General features: G+C 39.5%; 20 protein-coding genes and 1 pseudogene. 8 read left to right on the top strand and 13 right to left on the bottom strand.

The genetic code is table 11. The features are described from left to right. Nucleotides 1-10 precede the first annotated feature (10 nt). The 5 genes from PH4a_RS10960 to panB all read right to left on the bottom strand — a co-directional run bounded on the left by PH4a_RS10960 (nucleotide 11) and on the right by panB (nucleotide 4,537). Complete coding sequence (locus tag PH4a_RS10960) at nucleotides 11-1,555, bottom strand: MASE1 domain-containing sensor histidine kinase (RefSeq protein ID WP_129039749.1); 1,545 nt, start codon at nucleotides 1,553-1,555, stop codon at nucleotides 11-13. 1 nt (nucleotide 1,556) lies between these two features. Then, on the bottom strand, nucleotides 1,557-2,189 hold the full coding sequence (locus tag PH4a_RS10965) for a response regulator transcription factor (protein ID WP_129039751.1): 633 nt from the start codon (nucleotides 2,187-2,189) through the stop codon (nucleotides 1,557-1,559). Nucleotides 2,190-2,427: 238 nt separating this feature from the next. After that, entirely contained in the window at nucleotides 2,428-2,808 is a 381-nt protein-coding gene (gene panD / locus PH4a_RS10970) for an aspartate 1-decarboxylase (RefSeq protein WP_064719124.1), read from the bottom strand. A gap of 43 nt (nucleotides 2,809-2,851) precedes the next feature. Continuing rightward, on the bottom strand, nucleotides 2,852-3,703 hold the full coding sequence (panC, locus tag PH4a_RS10975; RefSeq protein WP_129039753.1) for a pantoate--beta-alanine ligase: 852 nt from the start codon (nucleotides 3,701-3,703) through the stop codon (nucleotides 2,852-2,854). A gap of 42 nt (nucleotides 3,704-3,745) precedes the next feature. Next, a complete protein-coding gene (panB, locus tag PH4a_RS10980) occupies nucleotides 3,746-4,537 on the bottom strand; it encodes a 3-methyl-2-oxobutanoate hydroxymethyltransferase (protein WP_129039755.1) in 792 nt (263 codons plus the stop codon). Between the two features lie 153 nt (nucleotides 4,538-4,690). On the opposite strand from panB, the gene PH4a_RS10985 reads away from it, so the two are divergent. Further along, nucleotides 4,691-4,912: a hypothetical protein gene (locus PH4a_RS10985; protein WP_129039757.1), complete on the top strand. Its 222-nt coding sequence runs from the start codon at nucleotides 4,691-4,693 to the stop codon at nucleotides 4,910-4,912. A gap of 7 nt (nucleotides 4,913-4,919) precedes the next feature. Here PH4a_RS10985 and folK read toward each other — a convergent pair whose 3' ends face one another. The 5 genes from folK to sfsA form a co-directional block, all read right to left on the bottom strand. Beyond that, nucleotides 4,920-5,414 (bottom strand): 2-amino-4-hydroxy-6-hydroxymethyldihydropteridine diphosphokinase, encoded by a 495-nt coding sequence (folK, locus tag PH4a_RS10990; protein WP_064719128.1) that lies wholly within the window; start codon nucleotides 5,412-5,414, stop codon nucleotides 4,920-4,922. Then, nucleotides 5,407-6,966, bottom strand: a complete 1,560-nt coding sequence (pcnB, locus tag PH4a_RS10995) for a polynucleotide adenylyltransferase PcnB (RefSeq protein ID WP_420874842.1) — start codon at nucleotides 6,964-6,966, stop codon at nucleotides 5,407-5,409. Before pcnB ends, folK begins: the two co-directional genes overlap by 8 nt. 92 nt (nucleotides 6,967-7,058) lie before the next feature. Beyond that, entirely contained in the window at nucleotides 7,059-7,973 is a 915-nt protein-coding gene (gene gluQRS / locus PH4a_RS11000; RefSeq protein WP_129039759.1) for a tRNA glutamyl-Q(34) synthetase GluQRS, read from the bottom strand. Between the two features lie 57 nt (nucleotides 7,974-8,030). Further along, complete coding sequence (gene dksA / locus PH4a_RS11005) at nucleotides 8,031-8,486, bottom strand: RNA polymerase-binding protein DksA (RefSeq protein WP_023580786.1); 456 nt, start codon at nucleotides 8,484-8,486, stop codon at nucleotides 8,031-8,033. 207 nt (nucleotides 8,487-8,693) lie between these two features. Then, nucleotides 8,694-9,404: a DNA/RNA nuclease SfsA gene (gene sfsA / locus PH4a_RS11010; protein WP_129039761.1), complete on the bottom strand. Its 711-nt coding sequence runs from the start codon at nucleotides 9,402-9,404 to the stop codon at nucleotides 8,694-8,696. An 85-nt stretch (nucleotides 9,405-9,489) separates the two neighbouring features. Here sfsA and hrpB point away from each other — a divergent pair, with 85 nt between their 5' ends. Then, on the top strand, nucleotides 9,490-11,919 hold the full coding sequence (hrpB, locus tag PH4a_RS11015; protein ID WP_129041890.1) for an ATP-dependent helicase HrpB: 2,430 nt from the start codon (nucleotides 9,490-9,492) through the stop codon (nucleotides 11,917-11,919). 116 nt (nucleotides 11,920-12,035) lie between these two features. Further along, nucleotides 12,036-14,354, top strand: a pseudogene (gene mrcB / locus PH4a_RS11020) (bifunctional glycosyl transferase/transpeptidase); the annotation flags it as partial. Nucleotides 14,355-14,516: 162 nt separating this feature from the next. On the opposite strand, the gene hemL reads toward mrcB, so the two are convergent. Continuing rightward, entirely contained in the window at nucleotides 14,517-15,803 is a 1,287-nt protein-coding gene (hemL, locus tag PH4a_RS11025) for a glutamate-1-semialdehyde 2,1-aminomutase (protein ID WP_129039765.1), read from the bottom strand. Nucleotides 15,804-16,075: 272 nt separating this feature from the next. On the opposite strand from hemL, the gene erpA reads away from it, so the two are divergent. Next, the gene (gene erpA, locus PH4a_RS11030) at nucleotides 16,076-16,420 is read left to right on the top strand and encodes an iron-sulfur cluster insertion protein ErpA (protein WP_064719135.1); all 345 of its coding nucleotides are present in this window, start codon (nucleotides 16,076-16,078) and stop codon (nucleotides 16,418-16,420) included. A 240-nt stretch (nucleotides 16,421-16,660) separates the two neighbouring features. Here the strand turns inward: erpA and btuF are convergent, their stop codons facing one another. Both btuF and mtnN read right to left on the bottom strand, forming a co-directional pair. Beyond that, nucleotides 16,661-17,488, bottom strand: coding sequence for a vitamin B12 ABC transporter substrate-binding protein BtuF (gene btuF / locus PH4a_RS11035; protein WP_129039767.1), 828 nt, complete (start codon nucleotides 17,486-17,488; stop codon nucleotides 16,661-16,663). Between the two features lie 111 nt (nucleotides 17,489-17,599). Beyond that, nucleotides 17,600-18,295 (bottom strand): 5'-methylthioadenosine/S-adenosylhomocysteine nucleosidase, encoded by a 696-nt coding sequence (mtnN, locus tag PH4a_RS11040; protein WP_129039769.1) that lies wholly within the window; start codon nucleotides 18,293-18,295, stop codon nucleotides 17,600-17,602. A 116-nt stretch (nucleotides 18,296-18,411) separates the two neighbouring features. Here mtnN and dgt point away from each other — a divergent pair, with 116 nt between their 5' ends. The 4 genes from dgt to mazG all read left to right on the top strand — a co-directional run bounded on the left by dgt (nucleotide 18,412) and on the right by mazG (nucleotide 24,842). Beyond that, nucleotides 18,412-19,920: a dGTPase gene (gene dgt, locus PH4a_RS11045; protein ID WP_129039771.1), complete on the top strand. Its 1,509-nt coding sequence runs from the start codon at nucleotides 18,412-18,414 to the stop codon at nucleotides 19,918-19,920. Nucleotides 19,921-20,323: 403 nt separating this feature from the next. Further along, a complete protein-coding gene (rlmD, locus tag PH4a_RS11050) occupies nucleotides 20,324-21,649 on the top strand; it encodes a 23S rRNA (uracil(1939)-C(5))-methyltransferase RlmD (RefSeq protein ID WP_129041892.1) in 1,326 nt (441 codons plus the stop codon). A gap of 55 nt (nucleotides 21,650-21,704) precedes the next feature. Further along, on the top strand, nucleotides 21,705-23,942 hold the full coding sequence (gene relA, locus PH4a_RS11055) for a GTP diphosphokinase (protein ID WP_129039773.1): 2,238 nt from the start codon (nucleotides 21,705-21,707) through the stop codon (nucleotides 23,940-23,942). A 102-nt stretch (nucleotides 23,943-24,044) separates the two neighbouring features. Then, nucleotides 24,045-24,842 carry a nucleoside triphosphate pyrophosphohydrolase gene (mazG, locus tag PH4a_RS11060; protein WP_129039775.1) on the top strand — a complete coding sequence of 266 codons (798 nt, stop codon included), beginning with the start codon at nucleotides 24,045-24,047 and terminating at the stop codon, nucleotides 24,840-24,842. The last annotated feature ends 396 nt before the right edge of the window (nucleotides 24,843-25,238 follow it).

The following is a 25,238-nucleotide window of genomic DNA, read 5'->3' on the forward strand; positions in this document are numbered from 1 at the left end:
AGAAAAAGTCTTAGTTTTCACTGTTTTCTTCTGAATTTGTGGGTAAGTTAACAATTATTTTCGTACCATTATGACTTGTCACACTCCAATCTCCCCCTAAAGCACGAATACGTTCTTCAATACCGCGCAAGCCAAATCCGCTATTTTGTTGTATTGGTAACATACCGATACCGTTATCACTAATCACCAACCGCAATTGGTTTTGCGTTTGGGTTAATGAAATTTGAATATGTGTCGCATCAGCATGTTTACTAATATTATTAAGCAGCTCTTGTACTAAACGGTAAAGTGTGAAAATAACGGTTTCATTTTCAGGCTCTTTATCGAGAGAGTAATTGAAATGACAAGTAATATTATTTTCAGCAAATGAGAATTCATTAATTAAATGATGTAGTGCTTTTTCGAGCGACATCTCTTCTAAAACAGGGGGGCGTAATTGGCGCAAAAGTTGGCGCGTTGATTGATGAATTTGCTGAGCTAATCGCTCAATTTGCTCGCCTGTTTGACGTGTTTTATCGTTGGTAGCGGTTTTTTTCATTAGCATCGATTGAATTTGAATAGCTGTAATATTCTGCCCAATTTCATCATGCAACTCTCTCGCTATCGCTTTTTTTACATCTTCTTCGGTATGAACTAATTTTTCCATTAATACGCGCCTTGCTTGTAGCTCTTGTTCTAGTCGATGGCGATAATGGCGTAAATTATGGGCTAACTGTTGTTGCCGACTAATGGCGATACCTAAACCGATGCCAATAATGGCTTGCGTAGTTAAAAACATTTCTAACTCACGCAAATCATCAAATGCACCATTAAATTGGCGAGCAAAAGTAATAATTAAACTTCCTAAAAGGGCGGATAATACGCCGCCTTGCCAGCCATAGCGGTAAGCCATAAAGACATTAGGAATAAAGACCAAAATAACTAATAAGCGCTCTATTTCAGGTGTTAAAAAAAACTGGGCGCTTAATCCAATAATGCAAAATAGAAATCCCCACATTAATAATGAAGTTCTTAATGGCGGATCAGGTGTGCCGTCTGGAATTAAAATTCGGCTTTGTAATTCCCGTAGATATTCATAAAGTAAAAATACAAAGGGTGCGAGTAATATTCCACCGGTAACAGAAGTGAGGAAAATACCGCTGGTGGTATTCAAATAAAAACCAAGCATAAAGGCTTGTAATAAACTATTAAAACCCACAGCGCCAATTAATAGTGTTAAACGTTGCCAATAAAGAGGATATCGCCACCAAATGCGCTGAACTTCTAACGCGATGATTAGGCTTAATACGGGAGAGAGATAAATAATAGAGTGGGTAATTAATTGCTCTTGTGCTAACCAATAATAAAGCCCCCATTCGGCAAATAACATGGGTAACCAAAATCGTCGCCAGAGTAAAATAACCAATGCAAGGCGCAAACCTTGAGGTAAAAATAGCGCAGCCTGCTGGCCATTTTTACTCAAATAAAAGCCAATAATCCACAGCGAAAGCCAGAGTAAAGAGTAGGTGAGTAATAAAAAGATGGATTGCAAAAGAAAACGCATTCCTCTTTTCATATTAAAGTGTTCCAGCAATTAATTGATGTTTTAATGCGAAGTGGACTAAATCAATTGTTGTTTCACAGGCTAGTTTACCTAACACATTAGCGCGGTGGACATGCACTGTTTTATGGCTCAGGTTGAGTTGTAACGCAATAGTTTTGACATTGACACCTTGTACCAAAAGATTAAACACTTCTCTTTCTCGTGGCGTTAAAGCTTGTAAGGCATCTTCTTTTTCTGGTGTATGACGCAGTGCTTTCATCGCATCAGTGCAGAGATAGCATCCTCCTTGATGGACTGCTCGTACAGCTTGCACCAACTCCTCAGGTCCACAGCGTTTGGTTAAATAGCCGCGAGCACCAGAATCTAGCGCACTTTGAACAAAGGCGGGGGTATCGTAAATACTTAAAATAATAGTGCGAAAATCAGGGCGTTTTTGTTTTAAACGACTCTGTAGTTGAAGCCCACTTTCTCCTGGCATAGAGAGATCCATAACAGCAACATCGATGTCGTTATGCAATAAATCGGGCCACGCTTCTTGTCCATTAGCATATTCACCAACGATATGAATATCGGATTCTAACATTAGCAGCTGTGCAAACCCTGATCGCACAACAATGTGATCATCAACTAAAGCAACTTTTATCATAATTTTTATTAGTAAAGAATCGTCAGATAATACTTATCCGATTTATAACAAGCTATAAGGAGATATGCGAGTAAAAAGGGAGAAGAAACACGGTTTTGAACGTTATATCTCATTTTGAATTAGGTGAATCGAGACAAGAAAATAATAACCTAGAGTTATTTGTTACTAAAGGATATGACCCACAAGTAGGGAACATCTACTTGTGGGTCATTGAGGAAGATAATAATAAAAAGACGAATTAAGCAACCTGAACGGGCACTGCTTTTGCTATACGCTTCATTTCATTATTGTCTTCAAAATAAGCAATATTAGGTTTATGGCTACGTGCATCACTATCAGGAATTTGCACATAAGAGCAAATAATTAAACGATCACCTACGGCTGCACGACGAGCAGCAGCGCCATTAACAGAAATAATGCGTGATCCTCTTTCAGCGCAAATAGCATAGGTTGAGAAACGCTCACCATTATCGACGTTATAAATATCGATAGCTTCGTTTTCCAATATGCCAGCTGCATCCATAAAATCTTGATCAATAGCGCAAGAGCCTTCGTAATGAAGATCAGCTTGTGTGACTTTAACTCGGTGTAACTTGCCTTGTAACATTGTGCGTAGCATTGTTGTGTTTCCTAATTTTCTAATGACCAATACACCTGATTAATTACACAAGATTGACTTGTAGATTATCAATTAAACGGGTATTGCCTAACCATGCCGCCATTAAAATCACAGCGCGTTGGCTCTCGTCATTTAATGGTGTAAGGGTATCAGCATCGCAAATAAAACACTCATCAGCACGAAAACCTTGCTGTTCAAGAGTGTGTTTTGCTGTTTGTAATAGCTGATTAACGTCGTGATTACCCGATTTTAATTGCTCAGCGATTTCTTGTATTGCTTGATAAAGTACAGGCGCTTGTTGTTTTTCGTTATCTGTTAACAAACGATTACGAGAGCTCAATGCAAGGCCATTTTTATCACGCACAATAGCAACAGGAATGATGCTGATATCGATACATAAATCATGCACCATTTTTTTGATGACTTGCAATTGCTGATAATCTTTTTCACCAAACATTGCAACATCAGGCTGAACTAAATTAAATAGTTTGCTAACCACCGTGGTTACACCACGGAAATGCCCCGGACGACTGGCTCCTTCTAAAATAGTAGAAAGTACAGGCACATCAACAGTGGTCTGATTTTCCATCCCATTTGGGTACATCTCTTTGGCAGAAGGTGCAAAAATGATATCGACATTTTTATCACGTAATAATTCGCAATCTTCTTGTAGTGTGCGTGGATAGTTAGCTAAATCGGCTTCTCTATCAAATTGGAGTGGATTAACAAAAATAGAGGCGATAACGACATCCGCATGAATGCGCGCTTCTTCAATCAGTTTTAGGTGACCTTGGTGAAGGTTACCCATTGTTGGAACCAATGCAATGCGTTTACCTTCTTGCTTCAATCGCTTGATTTCTCTGCGTAAGATAAGCGTAGTTTCAATAATTAGCACGGCGCGACTCCTTTAAATAATATAAGTTAATTCAGAGAGTAATTAGTTAAATGTATGCTGTTCTTGTGGGAATAAACCCTGTTCAACTTGTTGAACATAAAGGCTGACTGCACCTTGCAAAGAACCCGCTTCTTGTAAAAAATCTTTAGAAAATTTTGGTGGTTGAGGTGTTAATCCTAATAAATCGTGCATAACGAGAATTTGGCCATCAGTTACATTACCAGCCCCAATACCAATTACAGGCATTGTTAGCACATCAGTGACTGCTTTCGCTAGTGAAACGGGAACACACTCTAAAACAGCCAGTTGAGCACCTGCACTTTCAAGTGACATTGCATCTTGTTTTAATTGTTCTGCTGCTGCAAGTTCTCTACCTTGTATTTTATAACCACCAAAAACATTAACGGATTGCGGTGTTAATCCTAAATGAATACAGACCGGAACAGCACGCTCGGTGAGCATTTTTACTGTTGAAATTAACCAGCTTCCACCTTCAATTTTGACCATATTGGCACCTGCTTGCATCAAGATAGCGGCATTAAGGCAAGCTTGTTTTGGCGTTGCGTAAGACATAAAAGGCATATCTGCAATAAGGAAGGCATTTGGAGCGCCCGCTCTTACGCAACGTGTGTGATAAGCAATTTGCTCTATGGTCACAGGCAGCGTGCTGTTATGACCTTGTAGTGTCATACCTAATGAATCACCAATTAGCATTGCTTGAATGCCTTCTTGTGCAAACAGACGGGCAAAACTCGCATCATAAGCTGTGATAGTGGCAAATTTTTTCTTTTCTTGCTTATAGCGATTGAGCGTTGAAAGCGTAGTTGGTTTCATTATAACAAACTCCGAGATGTGTGTTTTTTGCGTGTGGATGAAATTATTTATTTCATTTAATTATTTGTTTATTAAAGAAAATATGACATAAATAATATATGACAATCTCAGATTGTAGCATTTAAGACGTAAAAACGAAGAAAAAGTAATTAGATGGATAATAAAAAATTAAAAATAATAAAATATTTTTATGTTTATCAATTAATTAAACATGAACGTATTAAATTAATTATAAAAAGAAGAGAAGGGAAAAATACAAATAACGGGAGTAATAAAGAGAGAGGAAATAATGAAAATAAAGAGTTAGTGGTGAAGTGGGTTGATACTGCGTTGATTTTCAACAGTACCAACCTTAAACATCAGTTAGGCATTTAAAGTAAAACTACCACTTTTCCATACCGTTTTCAGGTACGAGCGCTAATCTGTCTGTTAATAATTCACCATCAGGGAAACGCAGGTTTGGTGCTAATTCTGCTAATGGATAGAGCATAAATTCACGCACTTTTAGCCCGTAATGAGGAACAGTTAGGCGTTGCGTTTGTATAACCTCATTACCAAACAACATAATATCGAGATCTAATGTTCTCGGCCCCCAGCGATGACCTTCTTTTCTTACTCGGCCGTGAGCGAGCTCAATGGCTTGGGTATTATCAAGTAAGACTTCTGGGGCTAATTCAGTATCAACAGCAACAGCAACATTTAAGTAATCAGGTTGATCTTGTGGACCCATAGGACGCGAACGATACCATGACGATTGGGCGATAAGCTCCGTTTGTGGTATTTCGCTAATCGCTTTAATCGCGGATTTAACCTGTTCATCTGGCGAGTTTAAATTACTACCAAGAATAATATAAACTCGTTGTTTTTGCTTACTCATTGCTGTTTTCTTGTCTCACTGAGTTATTTTTTGCATTAGGATTACGTGGGCGTTTATGTTGGCGTGGGCGTCTACGCATTGGTGCTTGGCCAAGCTCAGAAACCATGGAACGTTGCTGAGTATTATTTGATGCCTGAAAATCAGCCCACCATGTCGCCAGCGCTTCAAGTTCTGGGTTTCTTTGCACATTTGCACGTAACTCAAGTAAATCAAATGCTGCACGGAATTTAGGGTGCTCAAGTAATTTATTGGCACGACGGCCTTGGCGTTTAGGTAAACGTTGTTGTAATTGCCAAATATCGCGCATCATAGTGGTGATACGTTTAGGAAGGGCAATAGTACGACACTGCTCATCTAAAACATCATTCATTGCCATTGCAAAGGCATCGTAGTAAGAAAGCCCACTTTCTTGTGTGAGTTTTTCTGCATGTTCTATTAGTGGGTACCACAACATCGCCGCAAATAAGAATGCAGGGTTAACACGCATATCTTTACTTAAACGGTAATCGGTGTTTTTGAGAACTTGTTCTAACATTCTCTCCATTGGTGTGTCTTGTTGCTCTGTTATTCTTGAGGCAATTTGTGGGAACAGTGGCTCAAGTAACTTAAAGTGACGCATCAATTTATAGGTTTTATAACCTTGCCCTGTTTGCAGTAGCTTTAACGACTCTTCAAATAGGCGCGCAGAAGGAATATTTCGCAGTAATGGGGCTAATTCGCTGATAGGCGCTGCCGTTTCTGGCTCAATGCGCATATCAAGCTTACTGGCAAAACGAATAGCTCTAAGCATTCTTACCGGATCTTCACGGTAACGTGTTTCAGGTGAGCCGATTAAACGAATAATTCCTGCTTTAAGATCGGCTAAGCCACCAACATAATCGCGTACAGCAAAATCATCAACACCGTAATAGAGACTATTTAGAGTAAAGTCTCGGCGAATGGCATCTTCTTCAATAGAGCCGAAGATATTATCACGCAGCAACATACCACTTTGTGCTTGTTGAGATTGGTTGTTGTCAGATATGACATGGTCTTCATGAGAGCCACGGAATGTTGCGACTTCAATCACTTCAGGGCCAAACATAATATGCGCCAAACGAAAGCGACGACCGACTAAACGGCTATTGCGAAATAGTCGACGAACTTCTTCTGGTGTGGCATTAGTGGCAATGTCAAAATCTTTTGGTTTTTTTCCCAGTAATAAATCGCGTACACCACCGCCTACTAAATAGGCTTGAAAGCCTGAGTTATTTAGACGATAAAGAACTTTCAGTGCATTATCACTGATATCTTTACGCGATATAGGGTGTTGATCTCTTGGGATCACAGTCATTGGCAAATCACTCCCGTTCGCCTTTTCTTTGTTACTACTTTTTTTACGGGGACGGTCTGCAGATGGGGCAGGACGCCGACGCACAGGTTTGTGTGTTTCTTGTTTAGGTTGGTCAGATGTAGTGACTCGCCTTTCACTTGCTACCGGTTGTTGTGTGTCTGACGACTTAGTTTGTCGCCCTAGCAGATTACGGCAGAAATGCGCTACTCGGTTAAAAATATGACACCTCGAATAATAAATTCTGATAATTAAAAAAAATTAAGCGGCTAATCATAGCCTACTGAACATTTTTTGAGAATGCTTTGTGTAGTTTATTCATACCCTTGTTGTTGATTACCTTGCTGAGTTACCTCAGAAAGTGACCACTGGGCTGTCGCAATCTCTAATAATGCGGATAACGAATAATCTTGCCAACCTGTTATAACTGGTTGATTTAAAAAATGTAATGCATCAATAATCACGACTCTCGGATCCGTGCTGGGTAATGCATGAGCATGATTTTGCTTCGATAATTTATTTCCAGCATGATTTATTGCTAAGGGTAAATGAGCATAACGAGGAACAGGTAAATTAAGCTGTTTATGTAAGCTAATTTGTCGCAAAGTGGGGTCAAGTAGATCTGCACCTCTTACGACTTCTGTTACACCTTGATAATGGTCATCAATTACTGTCACTAGATTATACGCAAATAAGTTATCTTTTCTGTGAATAATCATGTCTTCTAATGCGAGAGAGGGGTTTTTAAGGTAATAAGTTCCCTGAACTTCATCTTCAAAATGATAAATAGGATGCTGTTGAATCAATCGCCATGCCTTATTCGCTTTAAATGCATTGAATAGGTTATCGGTTAAATTATATCGATGGCGGCAATGATTATCATAAACACCCCCTAAATCATGTAATCGATGACGGCTGCAATGACAATGATAGCAAACCCCTTGTTGCCATAACATGGACAATACTTCTCGATATGCCTCATGGCGTTGTGATTGAAATACGATGTCACCATCCCACAATAGGCCAAAATGTTCTAATGTATGAATTATTGCAGAAATAGCGCCAGGAGGTTCTCGTTGAGGGTCAATATCATCGATACGAAGAAGCCAACGCCCATGATGTGCGCGAGCTTGGAGATAACTGCCGAGTGCAGTAACCAAAGAGCCAAAATGAAGATAGCCCGTTGGTGATGGCGCAAAGCGCCCAATATAGTCTGTAATCTCTTTCATCTAAAGATTCAGATAAGCGCCTCAGCACATATTTGCACTGAGGCGTTGACTCATCGATTAGCCAGCCATCTGCTTTTCACGGATTTCAGCTAATGTTTTACAATCGATACATAAATCGGCCGTTGGGCGTGCTTCTAAACGGCGAATACCGATTTCAACCCCACAAGATTCACAAAAGCCAAAGTCATCATCTTCGACTTTTTTCAGTGTTTTCTCGATTTTCTTAATGAGTTTACGTTCACGATCACGGTTACGCAGCTCAAGACTGAATTCTTCTTCTTGTGCAGCACGGTCAACGGGATCTGGGAAGTTTGCCGCCTCATCTTGCATATGAGTAACGGTGCGGTTGACTTCATCCCTGAGCTGATTGCGCCAAGATTCAAGTATTAGCTTAAAATGCGCTAATTGGGCTTCGTTCATGTACTCTTCGCCCGCTTTTTCTTGATATGGCTCAACGCCAGCAATAGCGAGAATGCTCATGGACGATGTTTTACGCTTTTGCCCTTCTTGCATAATGCTTCTCCTACATACGCATTTCTGAATAATCTCCCACCAAAAATAGGAAGGAGAAAAAATAGGGCGCTATAAATAGCAGATGCCCGAGAGGATAGCAATTATTCCTTTAATAAGTTTTCTCATGGTGTGAAGGCACGCAAGTAAAAAGGCCATTTTAGTTAAAAATTACTTAACATATACCACTAGAAATATCACTAAAATCAATTAACCATTTGAAATAAAAGGTAATTGCATCCCAATTGTTAAATCGTATTCACTAATATTGATGCGATAACATAAAATTTCAACCCCAGCATCACGAGCTTGTTCAAGCAATGAAGCATAGTTGGGGTCAATCTCTTTAGCAACAGCAACTTCCGTAATGCCAGTATGGGGAACGGCGTAGAATAAGACAGCCCTTAAGCCCAATTTTGCGATAGCGGTCAACTCTCTCAAGTGTTTCTGACCACGTTCTGTTCGAGCATCAGGAAAATAGCCTCTACCCGCCTCTAATAACGTTACTGATTTTACTTCAATATAGCAGTCAACCTTATGATTTGATTTAAGTAAAATATCAATGCGACTGTTTTCACTGCCGTACTTCACTTCGCGTTTTATCTCGTCATACTCAGATAATTCTGGAATGTCACCTGCTGCTATCGCGTCAGTGATAATACTGTTTGCTCTTAAGGTATTAACGCAGATCCAATCCCCAACTTGGGTTTGTGTTAATTCCCAACTATGAGGATATTTTCTTTTTGTATTTGATGAGGTTGAGTACCAAATTGTATCACCCGGGGTTGCACATCCCGTCATTGCTCCTGTGTTAGCGCAATGAAGCGTGAATTCTTCACCATTAGGGGTAACGGCGTCTGCTAAAAAACGCTTATATCGTTTTAGTAAAGTGGCGGATTGTAGCGGTTGTTCAAATTTCATGACGACTCCGGTGAAAATACGTCCTTTAAAAGAGCGCTAATGCTACAATGAGCCGCCGAGAAAGTTAATGAGTAATGGAGTGTGTGTGCATTTGCTGCCCATTTTTGATGTAACCGAAAATATTGTTGCTGCGTTAAAACAATCCCCCCAAGTATTACTTCATGCGCCAACAGGTGCGGGTAAATCAACAGCACTTCCTCTTTATTTGCTTGAGAAGGGCGGGTTTGATGGCAAAATAATTTTATTAGAGCCAAGACGTATTGCCGCTAAAAGCATTGCTTATCGTTTAGCCAATCAGCTAAATGAACCTGTTGGTGCGACAATTGGTTACCGAATGAGAGCGGAAAGTAAGGTAAGCAAGCAGACGCGCCTTGAAGTTGTTACGGAAGGCGTTTTGGCGCGAATATTACAACAAGATCCTGAGTTAACAGGTATTAGCTTGGTGATTTTGGATGAATTTCATGAACGTAGTTTACAAGCCGATTTAGCGCTGGCGTTATTGTTAGATGTCCAATCGGGGCTACGTGATGATTTGCGTATTTTGATTATGTCTGCGACGTTAGATAATCAAAAATTAACCACCGTTTTACCTGATGCGCCAATAATAAGTTCGCAAGGACGCAGTTATCCGGTTGTACGCGACTATTATCCCATTAATCCGCATCAGCCTTTTGAGCAAGAAGTTGCGATAATGGCGCTGCGCTTATTGACTCAAGAAACAGGCTCTATGCTTATTTTTTTGCCGGGTAGTGCTGAAATAGTGCGTACCGCAGAAATACTAAAAGAAAAAGTGGCTAACGATGTGTTGATATTTCCACTTTATGGCGCACTTTCATTGGCACAACAGCAACAAGCGATAGAACCCACAAAAAAAGGTTATCGCAAAATTGTATTAGCTACCAATATTGCTGAGACTAGTCTTACGATAGAAGGCATTCGCTTAGTTGTAGACAGCAGTATAGAGAAACGCGCTCAGTTTGATTTTAAAACAGGAGTGACGAGCTTATTACGCCAGCGAATTAGTCAATCTTCACAAGTTCAACGTGCAGGGCGTGCGGGGCGGCTTGAAGCGGGTATTTGCTGGCACCTAATGAGCCAAGAGCAAGCACAACGAGCAGCAACACATCAAATACCTGAAATATTAAGCAGCGATTTATCGTCCTTGTGGATTTCTGTGTTGCAGTGGGGGTGTCGTGATATTAATCAGCTTACTTGGTTAGATACCCCTTCCATTTCGTCATTAAATGCAGCAAAAAATGTATTACAACATTTAGGTGCAATAGATTCATTGGGGGGATTAACGCCTCGTGGTTTGCGGATGGCGCAATGGGGAATAGAACCTCGTTTGGCCGCAATATTAGATTACGCACGAGAGCAAAGTGGCGATCATTATGTCACCGCAGCACGTTTGTGTGCGGTGTTAGAAGAGCCACCAAGAGGACGCGAAATTAATCTAGAGTGGATAGCACAACAAAATAATTCATTTTGGGCTCAGCGAGAAAAACAACTTTCGCAAAATAGAAAAGGGACATTTCGTCCGGAGTTATTAGCGAGCTTATTGGCGGTCGGTTTCTTTGATAGGGTAGCTAAGAATCGCGATAATAAAGGGCGTTTTCGTTTAGCAAATGGGCAAGGTGCGATGATGGATGAAACTCAAGTAATGAGTAATGCACCGTGGATTTTAGCGCCTTTGCTGCTACAAAATGCACATTATGCTGATGTACGGATTTTATTGGCCTTACCTATTGATATTGATGAAATATCAACTACCTTTCCTGAATTCGTTAAAAATAATACCACCATCGAATGGGACGAAAAACGCGGTGTACTTATTGCGTGGCAACAACGCCAATTAGGACGATTAACGATAAGTCAGTCTCAGTTAGAAAAACCAGATAAACAGCAAATGCAGCAAGCGTTATTAAATTGGTTAAGAGATAACGGGTTAAATGCACTGGCATTGAGTGAAGAGACTGAGCAATTGTTTATTCGTCTTGCATTAGCCCAGCAATGGTGTCCTGAGGCATCATTGCCATCATTAAATGAAACGGTATTATTAGAAACGTTAGAACAATGGCTATTACCTGAATTAGGAAATATTTGCTCTTTAAAAGCTTTACAACAGTTTGATATTAATAAGCTAATAAAAGAGCAGCTTACATGGCATGAAAATCAGCTGCTACAAAGTTTATTTCCAACGCATTATTTAGCGCCAACACAGACGAAAGTCGCCATTAAATATGATTTAGAGTTACCTCCCGTTATTGCTATTCGTATTCAAGAGGTTTATGGCGAAAAACAAAGCCCGATTGTTGCTAATGGAAAATTGCCGGTGGTAATGGAATTGCTTTCCCCTGCTCATCGACCTATTCAAAAAACACAAGATTTGGCAACCTTTTGGGCCGGTAGTTATAAAGAAGTACAAAAAGAGATGAAAGGGCGTTATCCAAAGCATTTGTGGCCTGATTCGCCAGAAAGCACAGCACCAACTCGACGAGTGAAAAAATTTAGTTAGTGCTATTTTATGAGTAGAATAGAGTTAAATTGAGAGCTTTCCTGTGGGATTGCTTAGAAAAATAGCGACAATATTAGGCTTCTTTATCCTAGGGTGTGATAAAGGGATTTCAATGAGAGATACAATGCATGAGTAGAAAGAAAAAGCCAGTCAAGCAATCAAGAAGCGGTCGTTCTTGGTTTTGGTTATTAGTTAAAATTGCGATAGTTATTGCAGTTTTAATGGGTATTTATGGCGTTTATCTACATTCGCAAATTAAAGAGCGTTTAGATGGCAATGTTTGGGAGTTACCCGCAGCCGTCTATGGGCGAACTGTAAATTTAGAACCCGGCATGAATTATAGCCTGAGCGAAATGGTGAGTTTGCTTGAAGGTATGCAATATCGTCATGTCAATAAAATCACGCGCCCTGGTGAATTTATCGTAAGAAATAATACGATAGAAATGTTACGCCGACCTTTTGATTTTCCTGATGGTCGTGAAGAGCAAATCCTCGCTAAACTCACCTTTGAGCAAAATTCGTTAGCCAGTATCACCAATATGAGTAATCAGCGTCAGTTCGGTTTTTTCCGTCTTGATCCTAAACTGATTACCATGATGCAATCGGCAAACGGTGAACAACGCTTATTCTTAAGCAGAGATAAATTCCCTCAATTATTGGTTGATACATTAATTGCGACTGAAGACCGTCGTTTTTATGAACATGACGGCATTAGTTTCTACTCTATCGGTCGTGCTGTTTTAGCTAACTTTACGGCGGGTAAGGCAGTTCAAGGCGGAAGTACATTAACGCAACAGTTAGTTAAAAACTTATTTTTAACTAATGAGAGAACCTTAAAAAGAAAACTCAATGAAGCTTATATGGCGATTATTATGGATGCGAGTTATAGCAAAGATCGCATTCTAGAGCTGTATCTTAACGAGGTTTTTTTAGGGCAAAGCGGTGATGAACAGATCCGCGGTTTCCCTTTAGCCAGTCTCTATTATTTTGGCCGCCCTGTTGATGAATTAAGTCTTGACCAACAAGCGTTATTAGTCGGAATGGTAAAAGGGGCTTCTGCTTATAATCCGTGGCGTAATCCTAAAGCTGCGTTAGAACGTCGTAATATAGTATTGAAGCTACTATTGACTCAAGAAATTATCGACCAAGAGCTTTATGATGTGCTAAGTGCGCGTCCTTTAGGTGTTAAATCACGTAGTGAAGCACTTACTCCACAACCTGCATTTATGCAGTTAGTTCGCCAAGAGTTACAAGCTAATTTAGGTGATAAAGTTAAAGATTTATCAGGAACTAAGATCTTCACCACGTTAGATCCCGTATCGCAAGATGCGGCGGAAAAAGCGGTTGAAGTGGGTGTTGCTGATATTCGTAAAACACGCAAGATTGATGATCTTGAAGGTGCGATGGTCGTCGTAGACCGTTTAAGTGGTGAAGTTAGAGCATTAGTGGGGGGCTCTCAGCCACAATTTGCTGGCTTTAACCGTGCACTTTCAGCTCGTCGTTCTATTGGTTCGCTTGCAAAACCAGCGACTTACCTTACTGCATTAAGTGAACCTGAGCGTTTTCGCTTAAATACATGGTTAGCGGATGAACCTATTTCTATTCCTATTCCGGGGGGTAAGCCTTGGCAGCCTCGTAACTATGACCGTGGTTATAAAGGCCGATTAATGCTGGTGGATGCGTTAGCAACATCGCGTAATATCCCAACCGTTAATTTAGGTTTAGAACTAGGATTAGACCAAGTGATTAAAACTTGGATTAACTTAGGCGCTCCGGCTGAAAACCTGGAAAAAGTACCCGCAATGTTATTAGGTGCGTTAAATTTAACACCAATGGAAGTGGCTCAAACGTTCCAAACCATTGGTAGCTTAGGTAATCGCGCTAAGCTGTCATCGTTGCGTTCTGTGATAAAACAGGATGGTACCGTGTTGTATCAAAGTTATCCGCAAGCAGAAACAACGGTTTCCCCTCAAGCTGCTTATATGACGTTGTTTGGTATGCAGCAAGTGGTTAATTCAGGAACCGCGCAACGTACTTTAAAGCCTAAATTTGGTAATTATAATCTTGCAGGTAAAACAGGGACAACGAATGATCTTCGTGATAGCTGGTTTGCAGGTATTGATGGAAAAGAAGTGACGATTGCATGGATGGGGCGTGATAACAATGGGCCAACCAATTTAACGGGTGCTACAGGGGCTTTATTACTTTATCGCAATTATTTAAATAACCAAGCACCATTAAAACTGAACCCACCAGTGCCTGATGATATTGCTGAGATGTCTATTAATGCGGAAGGGGCATTTACTTGCTTGGGAGGAGGAGTACGCACTTTACCCGTGTGGACAGCCAACCCAGATGGGCTATGCCCTTCAGTTAATCAAGAAACAAATGAAGATGGCGCACCTAAATGGCTACAAGATTTGTTTTCTGAATAAGTAACAATTTTCACATTATCAAATGAAGACGGCGCTTTTTCGAGTGCCGTTTTTATTTGATACTTTTTGCTATTAATTAGCAGCAAAGTGATAAAAATGCCGTTCAATTATGAACGGCAATATAATATTAAAGAATATTTTTTATAAAAAGCTAACAGATCATTAGTTTTTCATCTGAGTAAAAGCATACTCTGCCGCATCAATTGTACGTTGAATATCTTCTTTGGTATGTGCAATAGACATAAAGCCAGCTTCAAAAGCAGAAGGCGCAAGGTAAACTTTTTGCTCTAACATTAAATGGAAGAATTGCTTAAAGCGCTCAACATCGCAATTCATGACATCTTGGTAGCAAGTGACTTCTTTGGCGTCAGTGAAGAATAGACCAAACATACCGCCCACATGGTTTACCACCATTGGAATACCGGCTTGTTGTGCTTTTTCGACTAAGCCTTCAGCTAGCATTGTAGTGAGTTCATCTAAGGTTTCATGAACACCTGGCTGTGATACTTCATTTAAACAGGCTAAACCTGCCGCCATCGCGATAGGGTTACCTGATAGTGTTCCTGCTTGGTAAACTGGGCCAATTGGTGCCAGTTTCGACATCACTTCTAAATGTCCACCAAATGCACCCACTGGCATTCCACCACCAATAATTTTACCTAAACAGGTTAAATCAGGATCAACATCGTAATAATCTTGTGCTCCGCCTAATGCAACACGAAAGCCCGTCATTACTTCATCAATAATGAGTAGTGCACCAAACTCGTCACATAATGCGCGTAAACCCGGCAAAAAATCAGCTTTGGGTGGCACGCAGTTCATGTTGCCAGCAACGGGTTCAACAATAATACAAGCGACTTCTTCAGGATAATTTTCAAAGGCTTGACGTACAGAAGAAAGGTCGTTGTAAGTGCAGGTTAATGTATGTTTAACAAAATCAGCAGGAACACCCGGTGAGTTAGGTTGCCCCATGGTTAAAGCACCAGAACCCGCTTTCACTAATAAGCAATCTGCATGGCCATGATAACAGCCTTCAAATTTAATAATTTTATCGCGCCCCGTATAACCACGAGCAAGGCGAATGGCGCTCATGGTCGCTTCTGTGCCTGAGTTCACCATGCGAACCATATCCATTGAAGGAACCAGTTCAGTAACCAAATTAGCCATTTCTACTTCAGCGGCTGTCGGTGCACCAAAGCTTAACCCTTTTTGTACAGCTTCTGTTACTGCATCACGAATAGCGGGGTGATTGTGACCTAGCACCATAGGTCCCCATGAACCTACGTAGTCGAGGTAAGCTTCTCCATCGGCATCATAAATATACGCACCATCAGCACGTTCAATAAACAGAGGTGTTCCACCTACACCGTTAAATGCCCTTACAGGAGAGTTGACTCCGCCAGGTATCACTTGTTGTGCGAGGTTATACAGCGTTTCAGACTTGCTCATGTCAGACTCCTAATGATGGGTGAGCGTAAGATTAAGGCGTATTCTAAAGCACAGCGCAGATGAAGCCAAATACACGACAACAAGATTTTGATTTATCACTGTTATTGCTTATATGATATTAACCATAAAAAGTGATAGGTAGCAAAAAGTGTATTTTGTCCACAACAAACTTGAAGGTTATGAGCAGGTATTAGATAATCATCACATTATATCAGCAGGAAGAAAAATTTTTGCTGGCTGTTTTTTACTGGGATCCCAGTCTGGAGTGAACAATGAGTGATGATATGGCTCTGCCGTTACAATTTACTGACGCGGCTGCAAATAAAGTAAAAGATTTGATTGCTGATGAAGAAAATCCGAATCTGCGTTTACGCGTTTATATTACGGGTGGCGGGTGTAGCGGGTTCCAGTATGGCTTTACTTTCGATGACGCCATGAATGACGGCGATATGACAATTGAGAAACAAGGTGTTGCGCTGGTGGTTGATCCAATGAGTCTGCAATATTTAGTCGGCGGCTGTGTGGATTATACCGAAGGGCTAGAGGGTTCTCGTTTTATTGTGACGAATCCTAATGCGAAAAGTACATGTGGCTGCGGCTCTTCTTTCAGTATCTGATCCTTTATCGTATTTAGCGTCGTGGCTGTGCAGTAGTGCCACGGCGTTAGAGCAGTGCTCAATGCTCATGCTCACATACTTATGTATGCTCCGCTTACTGCGCGCTGCCTGCCTTGTTGCACTGCTTGCTCGCTCACGACTTTCATCGGTGAGATTTTAAAGCCAAAGTCAAAAGTGTTTTCTTAAGGTAAAACCAAAATCTACTTCAAAACACCTTTCTTAACTTATTTGATAAATCACTCACTCATTATTGGCGATGGCTTCGCAGATTTGCTGTGCTGCATTAATAATACGTGGTGCCGGGCGACTAAAACTGTCTTCATCAATAGCTATCACGGGAATATTAAGTTGTGGCTGCCAAAATTGTTGAATAGCTGTTATTTGATTTGGCTTTCCGCTAAAAATAATCAGATCAGGTTGCTTAATAAGTACTTGCTCACGACTGATTTGCGGCCAAGGCACAGAACTATTCGCAAAGATATTTTCGCCACCACAAAGCTCGGTAATATGACTTTGAAGTGTGTGATTTGATGTGGTAAATAAGGGTTGGGTACCAAATTGAATAAATACTTTTTTCTTCTGTTGGGTTGAATTATTTAATTGGTATTTTTGTTGTAATCTTTGGTATTGCTGACGCAATTTTTCTGCATTATTTAATGCAACATCTGGATGATGACTATAAGCAGCCAGTTTAGTGAGATCATCGGTAATATCTTCGAGAGTTTTTGGATCAGAATAAATAATAGGAATACCGAGTTCTTTTAATTGATCTAATGGGCGTTGTGGATTACCACCTTGCCATGCAATCACCAAATCTGGTTTTAATAGTAAAATGCGCTCAATATTAATACCTTGCCAGTTGGCAACTTGTTCAATATTTTTTGCCGCTTCAGGATAATCTGAATAAGCGCTAACACCCACTATATTCTCACCCATACCTGCGGCATAAGCCATTTCGGTGGTTGAAGGTGAAAGTGTAATAATACGTTTCGCTGGCTCAATAGCGAGAATGTTCGCCATAGGAAAAAAGCCAGATAACAGCAGCAAAATAGTGATGAATAAACGCATTATCTTTTCTCATTTATCTTAAGAAATACCCGCCTATTTTTATCTTATAACAAGTAAAAAATAAAGACGGGTTATCATAGATAAAATAATTTTTAGATTTTATCGATTTAATTAGTCTTTTAATTTATCAAGCATAGTCGTTACCATTAAGCTTGATTGGCGTGCAGCAACAGCTAAAAACTCATCAAAGCTTAAATGTGATTCTTTATCTGCCACATCAGAAATAGCGCGGACTACCACAAATGGCGTATTAAATTGGTGACAAACATGGCCTATCGCCGTAGATTCCATTTCAACAGCGGCGACATCAGGGAATGTGCGACGAATACGCGTTAAAGGTTCAGCACCGTTAATAAAAGCATCACCACTACAAATTAATCCACGAACGGCATTTAATTTTAATGTTTTAATACATTCTTCGGCAATTTCGACGAGTTTAGGATCTGCAATAAAAGCCGGAGGACATTGCGCCATTTGGCCGGGTTCATAACCAAAAGCAGTCACATCCGCATCGTGGTAACGCACTTCTGTTGAAATAACGATATCACCCACGTTTAATTTAGAATCTAAGCCACCCGCTGAACCCGTATTAATAATTACATCAGGGGAAAAATGTTCAAGTAATAACGTGGTACCAATGGCGGCAGCGACTTTACCAATACCTGATTTTAATAGCGCAACATCAACACCATTAATTTTACCTGTGTAAATCTCACAACCACCACGAGATAATGTTTCGCAGTTTTCAATTTGTTCACGCAGAAGTGTGACTTCTTGTTCCATAGCACCTATTACACCAACTCTCATTGTGTCATACTCCCTTGTAGGTTAATAATAAATAGAATTTTATATAGAGTTTAGCATCTATCGGAAATACGGGATATAACACGCATTCGTTTCATCGTAATAGCGAGAGGATAGAAATGATCGATTTTAAACTGAAGCTAAATTATCAACGCAAATATAATAGCAGCGATATTGATATTAATGATGAAATGCAAGTTTCTCGTCAGTTTGAAAGTGATCGTGGGCGTATTATTAACTCTGCTGCCATTCGTCGATTACAACAAAAGACACAAGTTTTTCCATTAGAACAAAATTCTGCCGTTCGTAGCCGCCTTACTCACTCTTTAGAAGTTCAGCAGATTGGCCGCTATATCGCTAAGCAAATTATGAGTGAGCTAAAAAAGCAAGGTAAGCTTGAAGAGTATGGGCTGTGTGAGCGAATTGATAGCGTCGAAAGCCTAATTGAAATGGCGTGTTTGATGCATGATATTGGAAATCCGCCTTTTGGCCATTTTGGTGAAGCCGCAATTAAACATTGGTTTCGCAATGTGTTATCACCAGAGGCAACAGCTGAATTCGATAATTGTCCTTTTCTTCCTATGCGATATTCAGCAAAAACTGAGCTCAATAAATTAAGACAGACACTGCGTCAAGATTTATGTCATTTTGAGGGCAATGCGCAAGCGATTAGAATGGCGCATCATCTGCTGAAACTGAACCTCACTTATGCGCAGATTGGCTGTGTTTTAAAATATACGCGCCCCGCTCATTGGCAAGGTGAAATACCGGCTGAATATAACTATTTGATGAAAAAACCGGGCTATTATTGGTCTGAGATGGAGTTCGTCAATGAGATGAGGCAAAAACTTAATATGGGTGAGTTTTGTCGTTTTCCACTGACTTATATTATGGAAGCTGCTGATGATATATCTTACTGCATTGCTGATTTGGATGATGCAGTAGAAAAAGGTATTTTTGATATAAATAGACTGGTGCAATTATTGCGCGATGCTTGGCGTGAAAATGGCGATGTTGCTGAAGGCGATCTGTTTGATATCACGGTAAATCGTGCTTATAAAAAAGTTGATCAAAATGAAGCGAGACGCAGTATGCAAGATCAGTTTTTTATGTATTTACGTGTTTATATTACAGGGAAATTAGTACCTTATACCGCTTATCGATTTATAGAGAATTTACCTCAAGTGTATGAGGGGCGTTTTAATTATGCACTACTTGAAGACGATAGTGCAGAGCACCGATTATTAGCAACCTTAAAGCGTGTTGCTCAAAAGTGGGTATTTAGCCATCCTGAAGTCGAAGAGCTTGAAATGAAAGGCTATCGTGTGATTAGTGGGTTATTAAATATTTATAATCCATTACTTTTATTATCGACGGATGACTTCTTAAGACTGCATAAATATAATGAGCATCCTCAATATGTTATTGAGACGCGTTTATATCATAAGCTATCAGTGAAACACAAACTCGCTTATAACGAGGCTCTGGATAAGTTAGATGATATAAACTCTGAACAAGGAAAAATTTTAGAATTTTATTATCGAACACGATTAATACAAGATTATATCAGTGGAATGACTGATCATTATGCATATGAAGAATATAGAAAATTAATGGTTTGTGATTAATATATAATCAACGAAGAAATATCTATCTTATTGATTAACGATAAATTTTAGATTTTTATTAGAAATAATAATATGTTATTAAAATAACAGAAAATATATGTTATTAATTGTAAATATAGTAAAGGTAAAAGTTATATATAATATTTGTTAGTTATAGAACAATATAAAATTCATAAAGCGAATGACACAGCTTGTTATCATTAAAGTATTTTTCATCTTAACAAAAATATTGCTTATATCAGTTAAGTAAATAACTTGTTCGATGTTATACTCTCACCATGTTTTATTCTGAAATGCATAGTCATTCATGTTATGCCTGTAAACAAGTCGTAAAAGTACAGTGTATATTCTCAAACTATGTCATTTCGTCATTAATCCGCAATTACTACATAACTTTAATACTATGGTGCAGTTTTACTCCCCAAAAAAACGCTCTGTGAAGAAACAGGCTACAACTCTGGAAGTGACCGCCAGTGCATTGGATGCTAATGGTCAAGGTATTGCTCATGCTGAGGGCAAAACAATTTTTATTAAAGGATTATTACCTGATGAAACTGCTAAAATTCGCTTAACTGAAGAAAAACGTCAATTTGCTAAAGGTGAAGTAATCAAACGCTTAACCACTAGCTCACAGCGAATAGCGCCTCATTGTCGTTACTATGAACGTTGTGGCGGTTGCCAACAACAGCATGTGCCTATTGCACTACAACGTACAACCAAAGCGAGTGTGCTGTCTCACTTAATTAAACGTGAAACCAATGTGGTAATTAGCGCAGAACCTGTTATCGCCGGTGAAGAGTATGGTTATCGGCGCAGGGCAAGGCTTGGTTTACGTTATCATCCTGAACATGGTCTGGTGATGGGGTTTCGCCAAGAACGCTCTAATGATTTAGTGATGATAAAAGAGTGCCCAGTGTTAAAGCCACAATTAAACGATTTGTTATCTCCATTATGGAACTGCCTTAAACAGTTATCTGTTGTGCGTGATTTAGGGCATGTCGAAATGGTGCTTGCTGATAATGGACCGTTGATTATTTTACGCCATTTGTCGCCATTGTCTGACGATGATAAACAGAGTTTGCGAGCGTTCTCTCAATATAATCAAGTCACGTTTTATCTTGCAGGTAATAACGACGAGATAGCACGATTAACAACAACGCAATGGGAACCCTTCTATCAAATAGAAGGTCTAAGTTTGCAATTTGCGCCAACCGATTTTATTCAAGTTAATGATGAAATAAATCCTAAAATGGTGACGCAAGCTATGGAGTGGTTAGCATTATCGCCAGCAGATCGTGTACTAGATTTATTTTGTGGAATGGGCAATTTTACGTTACCTATTGCGAAGCGGGTGAGTGAAGTTGTTGGTGTTGAAGGCGTTCCTGCATTAGTTGCAATGGCGAAAAAAAACGCAGAACTTAACCAGTTAAACAATGCTCACTTTTGGCATGCCGATTTGTCAGGCGATTTTTCGATGATGCCGTGGGCACAAGAAGGATTTAACAAGGTGTTATTAGATCCAGCAAGAGCAGGTGCTGCACAGGTAATGTCGCATATTGTGAGGTTATCCGCAGAAAAAATTGTTTATGTCTCCTGTAATCCGACCACGTTAGCTAGAGATAGTAAGGTATTATTAGATTCAGGATACCAGCTAACGAGTTTAAAAATGTTGGATATGTTTCCACAAACAGGACATTTGGAATCTATGGCGCTATTTAGTCGTAAGTAAACGCCTTGTTAGCAAATAAGTCGCAAATAAGATTTATATCGGGTAGGGAGAGAATATGGTTGCAGTTAGAAGTGCTCACTTAACTCCTGCAGGAGAGTTTGCCGTTGATAAATGGGTAGATAGTTTGAATTTACCCCATGCCAACGCAGGTAGTGAAATCATGCAAACCTGGGAATATTGTCATCGCACAGTTCAAGGGCATGAAGATGCTCAATTGCTACTATGGCGTGGTGTTGAAATGGTTGAGCTTCTTTCGACACTGAGCATGGATAAAGACAGTATGAGGGCTGCGCTTCTTTTCCCTCTTGCCGAAGTAAATCTTATTAATCAGGAAATTGTTACTGAACATTTTGGTGACGCGATTTGGAGTTTAGTCCGCGGCGTTATGGAAATGGACGCAATACGTCAACTCAAAGCCGCTCATACTAATGAGATGAGTTCGGTACAAGTCGATAATGTTCGTCGCATGCTGTTATCGATGGTAGAAGATTTTCGTTGTGTGGTTATCAAGATTTCTGAACGTATCGCCCATTTACGTGAAGTAAAAGATGCCACAGAAGATGAACGCGTTCTCGCGGCTAAAGAGTGTTTTAATATTTATGCCCCCTTAGCCAATCGATTGGGTATTGGGCAGTTAAAATGGGAATTAGAAGATTTTTGTTTCCGTTATCTTCATCCTGATGAATATAAAAAAATAGCCAAATTACTTCATGAGCGTCGTATTGATCGTGAGCAGTATATTGATAATTTTGTCAGTACAGTTCGTGGCTATATGAAGCAAGAGAATATTGAAGTTGATATCTATGGACGTCCCAAACACATCTATAGTATTTGGCGCAAAATGAAGAAAAAGAATCTCGCGTTTGATGAATTGTTTGATGTGAGAGCCGTGCGGATTGTGGTTGAACGATTACAAGATTGTTATGCCGCATTAGGTATTGTGCATACTCATTATCGTCATTTACCTGATGAATTTGATGATTATGTTGCCAACCCTAAACCTAATGGTTACCAATCGATTCATACGGTGGTATTAGGCCCTGAAGGTAAAACCTTAGAAATTCAGATACGTACTCGCCAAATGCATGAAGATGCAGAATTAGGCGTTGCGGCACACTGGAAATATAAAGAAGGTGCAACAGGTGCTGCAACGAAAGGTGGCACTGGAAGTTATGAAAATCGCATTGCTTGGTTACGTAAACTGATTGCATGGCAAGAAGAGATGGCGGATTCAGGCGAAATGCTCGATGAAGTTCGTAGTCAAGTCTTTGATGATCGTGTGTATGTGTTTACGCCAAAAGGTGATGTTATCGATTTACCTGCGGGCTCAACACCGCTTGATTTTGCTTATCATATTCATAGTGATGTTGGTCATCGCTGTATTGGTGCCAAAATAGGTGGTCGGATTGTTCCATTTAGTTATCAATTACAAATGGGCGATCAAATTGAAGTTATTACGCAAAAGCATCCTAATCCAAGTCGTGATTGGCTGAATCCAAACTTGGGTTATGTGACGACAAGTCGTGGCCGTGCAAAAATTCATAATTGGTTCCGTAAACAAGATAGAGATAAAAATATTCTCGCTGGACGCCAAATTCTAGACAATGAATTGGCTCATCTTGATATCAATATGAAAGAAGCAGAAAAACTGCTGATTGCGCGTTATAACGTTCATAGTGTCGATGAAGTATTAGCGGGTATTGGTATTGGTGATATTCGCATTAATCAGTTAGTAAACTTTATTCAAAGTAGATTGAATAAAGCAACAGCAGAAGATGAAGATAAGGAAGCACTTCGCTCTTTAGAAAATAAAGTACCAGCGCCAAGAACCACAGGCTCTGGTGGCAGCATTGTTGTTGAGGGTGTCGGTAATTTAATGCACCATATTGCGCGTTGTTGCCAACCAATTCCTGGCGATAATATTACTGGTTTTATTACTAAAGGCCGGGGTATTTCTATTCACCGCTCAGATTGCGAGCAATTAGCTGAATTACTTTCTCATGCCCCTGAGCGTATTGTTGATGCGGTATGGGGTGAGAATTACTCCAGTGGTTATTCGCTGGTGGTGCGTGTTGTAGCGAATGACCGTAGTGGGTTATTACGTGATATCACCACGATTTTAGCAAATGAAAAAGTTAACGTACTTGGTGTAAGCAGTCGTAGTGATGTGAAACAACAGTTGGCAACTATCGATATGAATATTGAGATTTATAATCTTCAAGTATTAGGTCGTATTCTTGCTAAGCTAAATCAATTACCTGATGTGATAGAAGCGAAACGCTTTTCTCACTAAAACATTAAAATGATAAGATGCCGAGACAACTGTTCTCGGCATTTTTTTATCTAAAAATGGGTTAAACAGAATAAAGCTAACACTTATTTAAAAGGCAATGTGATGTCAGAAAATCGTGAAATTTTTCGTTTATTAGAAATTATGGCGCAGCTACGTGATCCTAATACTGGATGTGAATGGGATAAAGTGCAGACTTTTGACACTATTGCACCTTATACATTAGAAGAAACCTATGAAGTATTAGATGCAATTATACGTAAAGATTTTGCTGATTTAAAAGAAGAGTTAGGCGATTTACTTTATCAAGTGGTTTTTTATTCGCGCATGGCACAAGAGCAAAATTTATTTGATTTTAATGATGTCTGCGAAGCCATTAGCAATAAATTAGAACGCCGCCATCCTCATATTTTTGCATCTGAAAGTGACAATAATTTAGTCACAGAAAAACATCGTTGGGAAAAGCTCAAAGCTCAAGAGCGTGAAGCCAAAGCTCAATTTTCGTTGTTAGATGATATTCCTGCTACGTTACCCGCTTTAATGAAAGCAGAAAAAATTCAAAAGCGTTGTGCTACTGTAGGTTTTGATTGGAGTGAATTAGAGCCTGTATTAGGTAAAGTTTATGAAGAAATTGATGAGGTAATTGCTGAGGTAAAAAATAACCCTCGTGATGAATCTCGTATAGAAGATGAGTTAGGTGATTTACTTTTTTCTGTGGTTAATTTAGCTCGTCATTTAAAACAAAAACCAGAGCAAGCATTAAACCGAGCTTGCCGTAAGTTTGAACAACGCTTTCGTTTTGTCGAAAAAAATTTAGCAGAGCAAGGCAGAGGCATAGAAAATGCGACGTTGGAAGAGATGGAGATCAGTTGGCAGCAAGCTAAAGAACAACAAATTGAGTGAGTTCTGACTCGCAAATTTGCCTCGATGTGACATTAAATGCGGTAAATTTCTTGTGATACAAAGCCTTTTTAAACCTGTAGTTATAAAAAGTTATAAAAAACGAAATTATAAAATGTAATTTCGTTTTTTTGTTTTTGTGTAAGGTAATATTTTTATATTGCATTAGTTTACATAAAATATGTGATTTGTATCAAAAAAATTAAACACATGATCCGAAACAAAAGATCTCGCTATAAACCTGCTACACTTAATACTATAAAAAAAATAAAGCATCTATTCAGCAAAAATGATATCTTAGCTGAAAGGATTAAGCTAAAATAGCTGAGAAATATTTTCACGGGTTTAGTTTATTGAATTTTTACTGTTTTTTCGTGTTTAAACGGATAAGTGGCGTGA

The sequence above is a fragment of the Proteus hauseri genome (genome assembly GCF_004116975.1).
Lineage (GTDB): Bacteria > Pseudomonadota > Gammaproteobacteria > Enterobacterales > Enterobacteriaceae > Proteus > Proteus hauseri.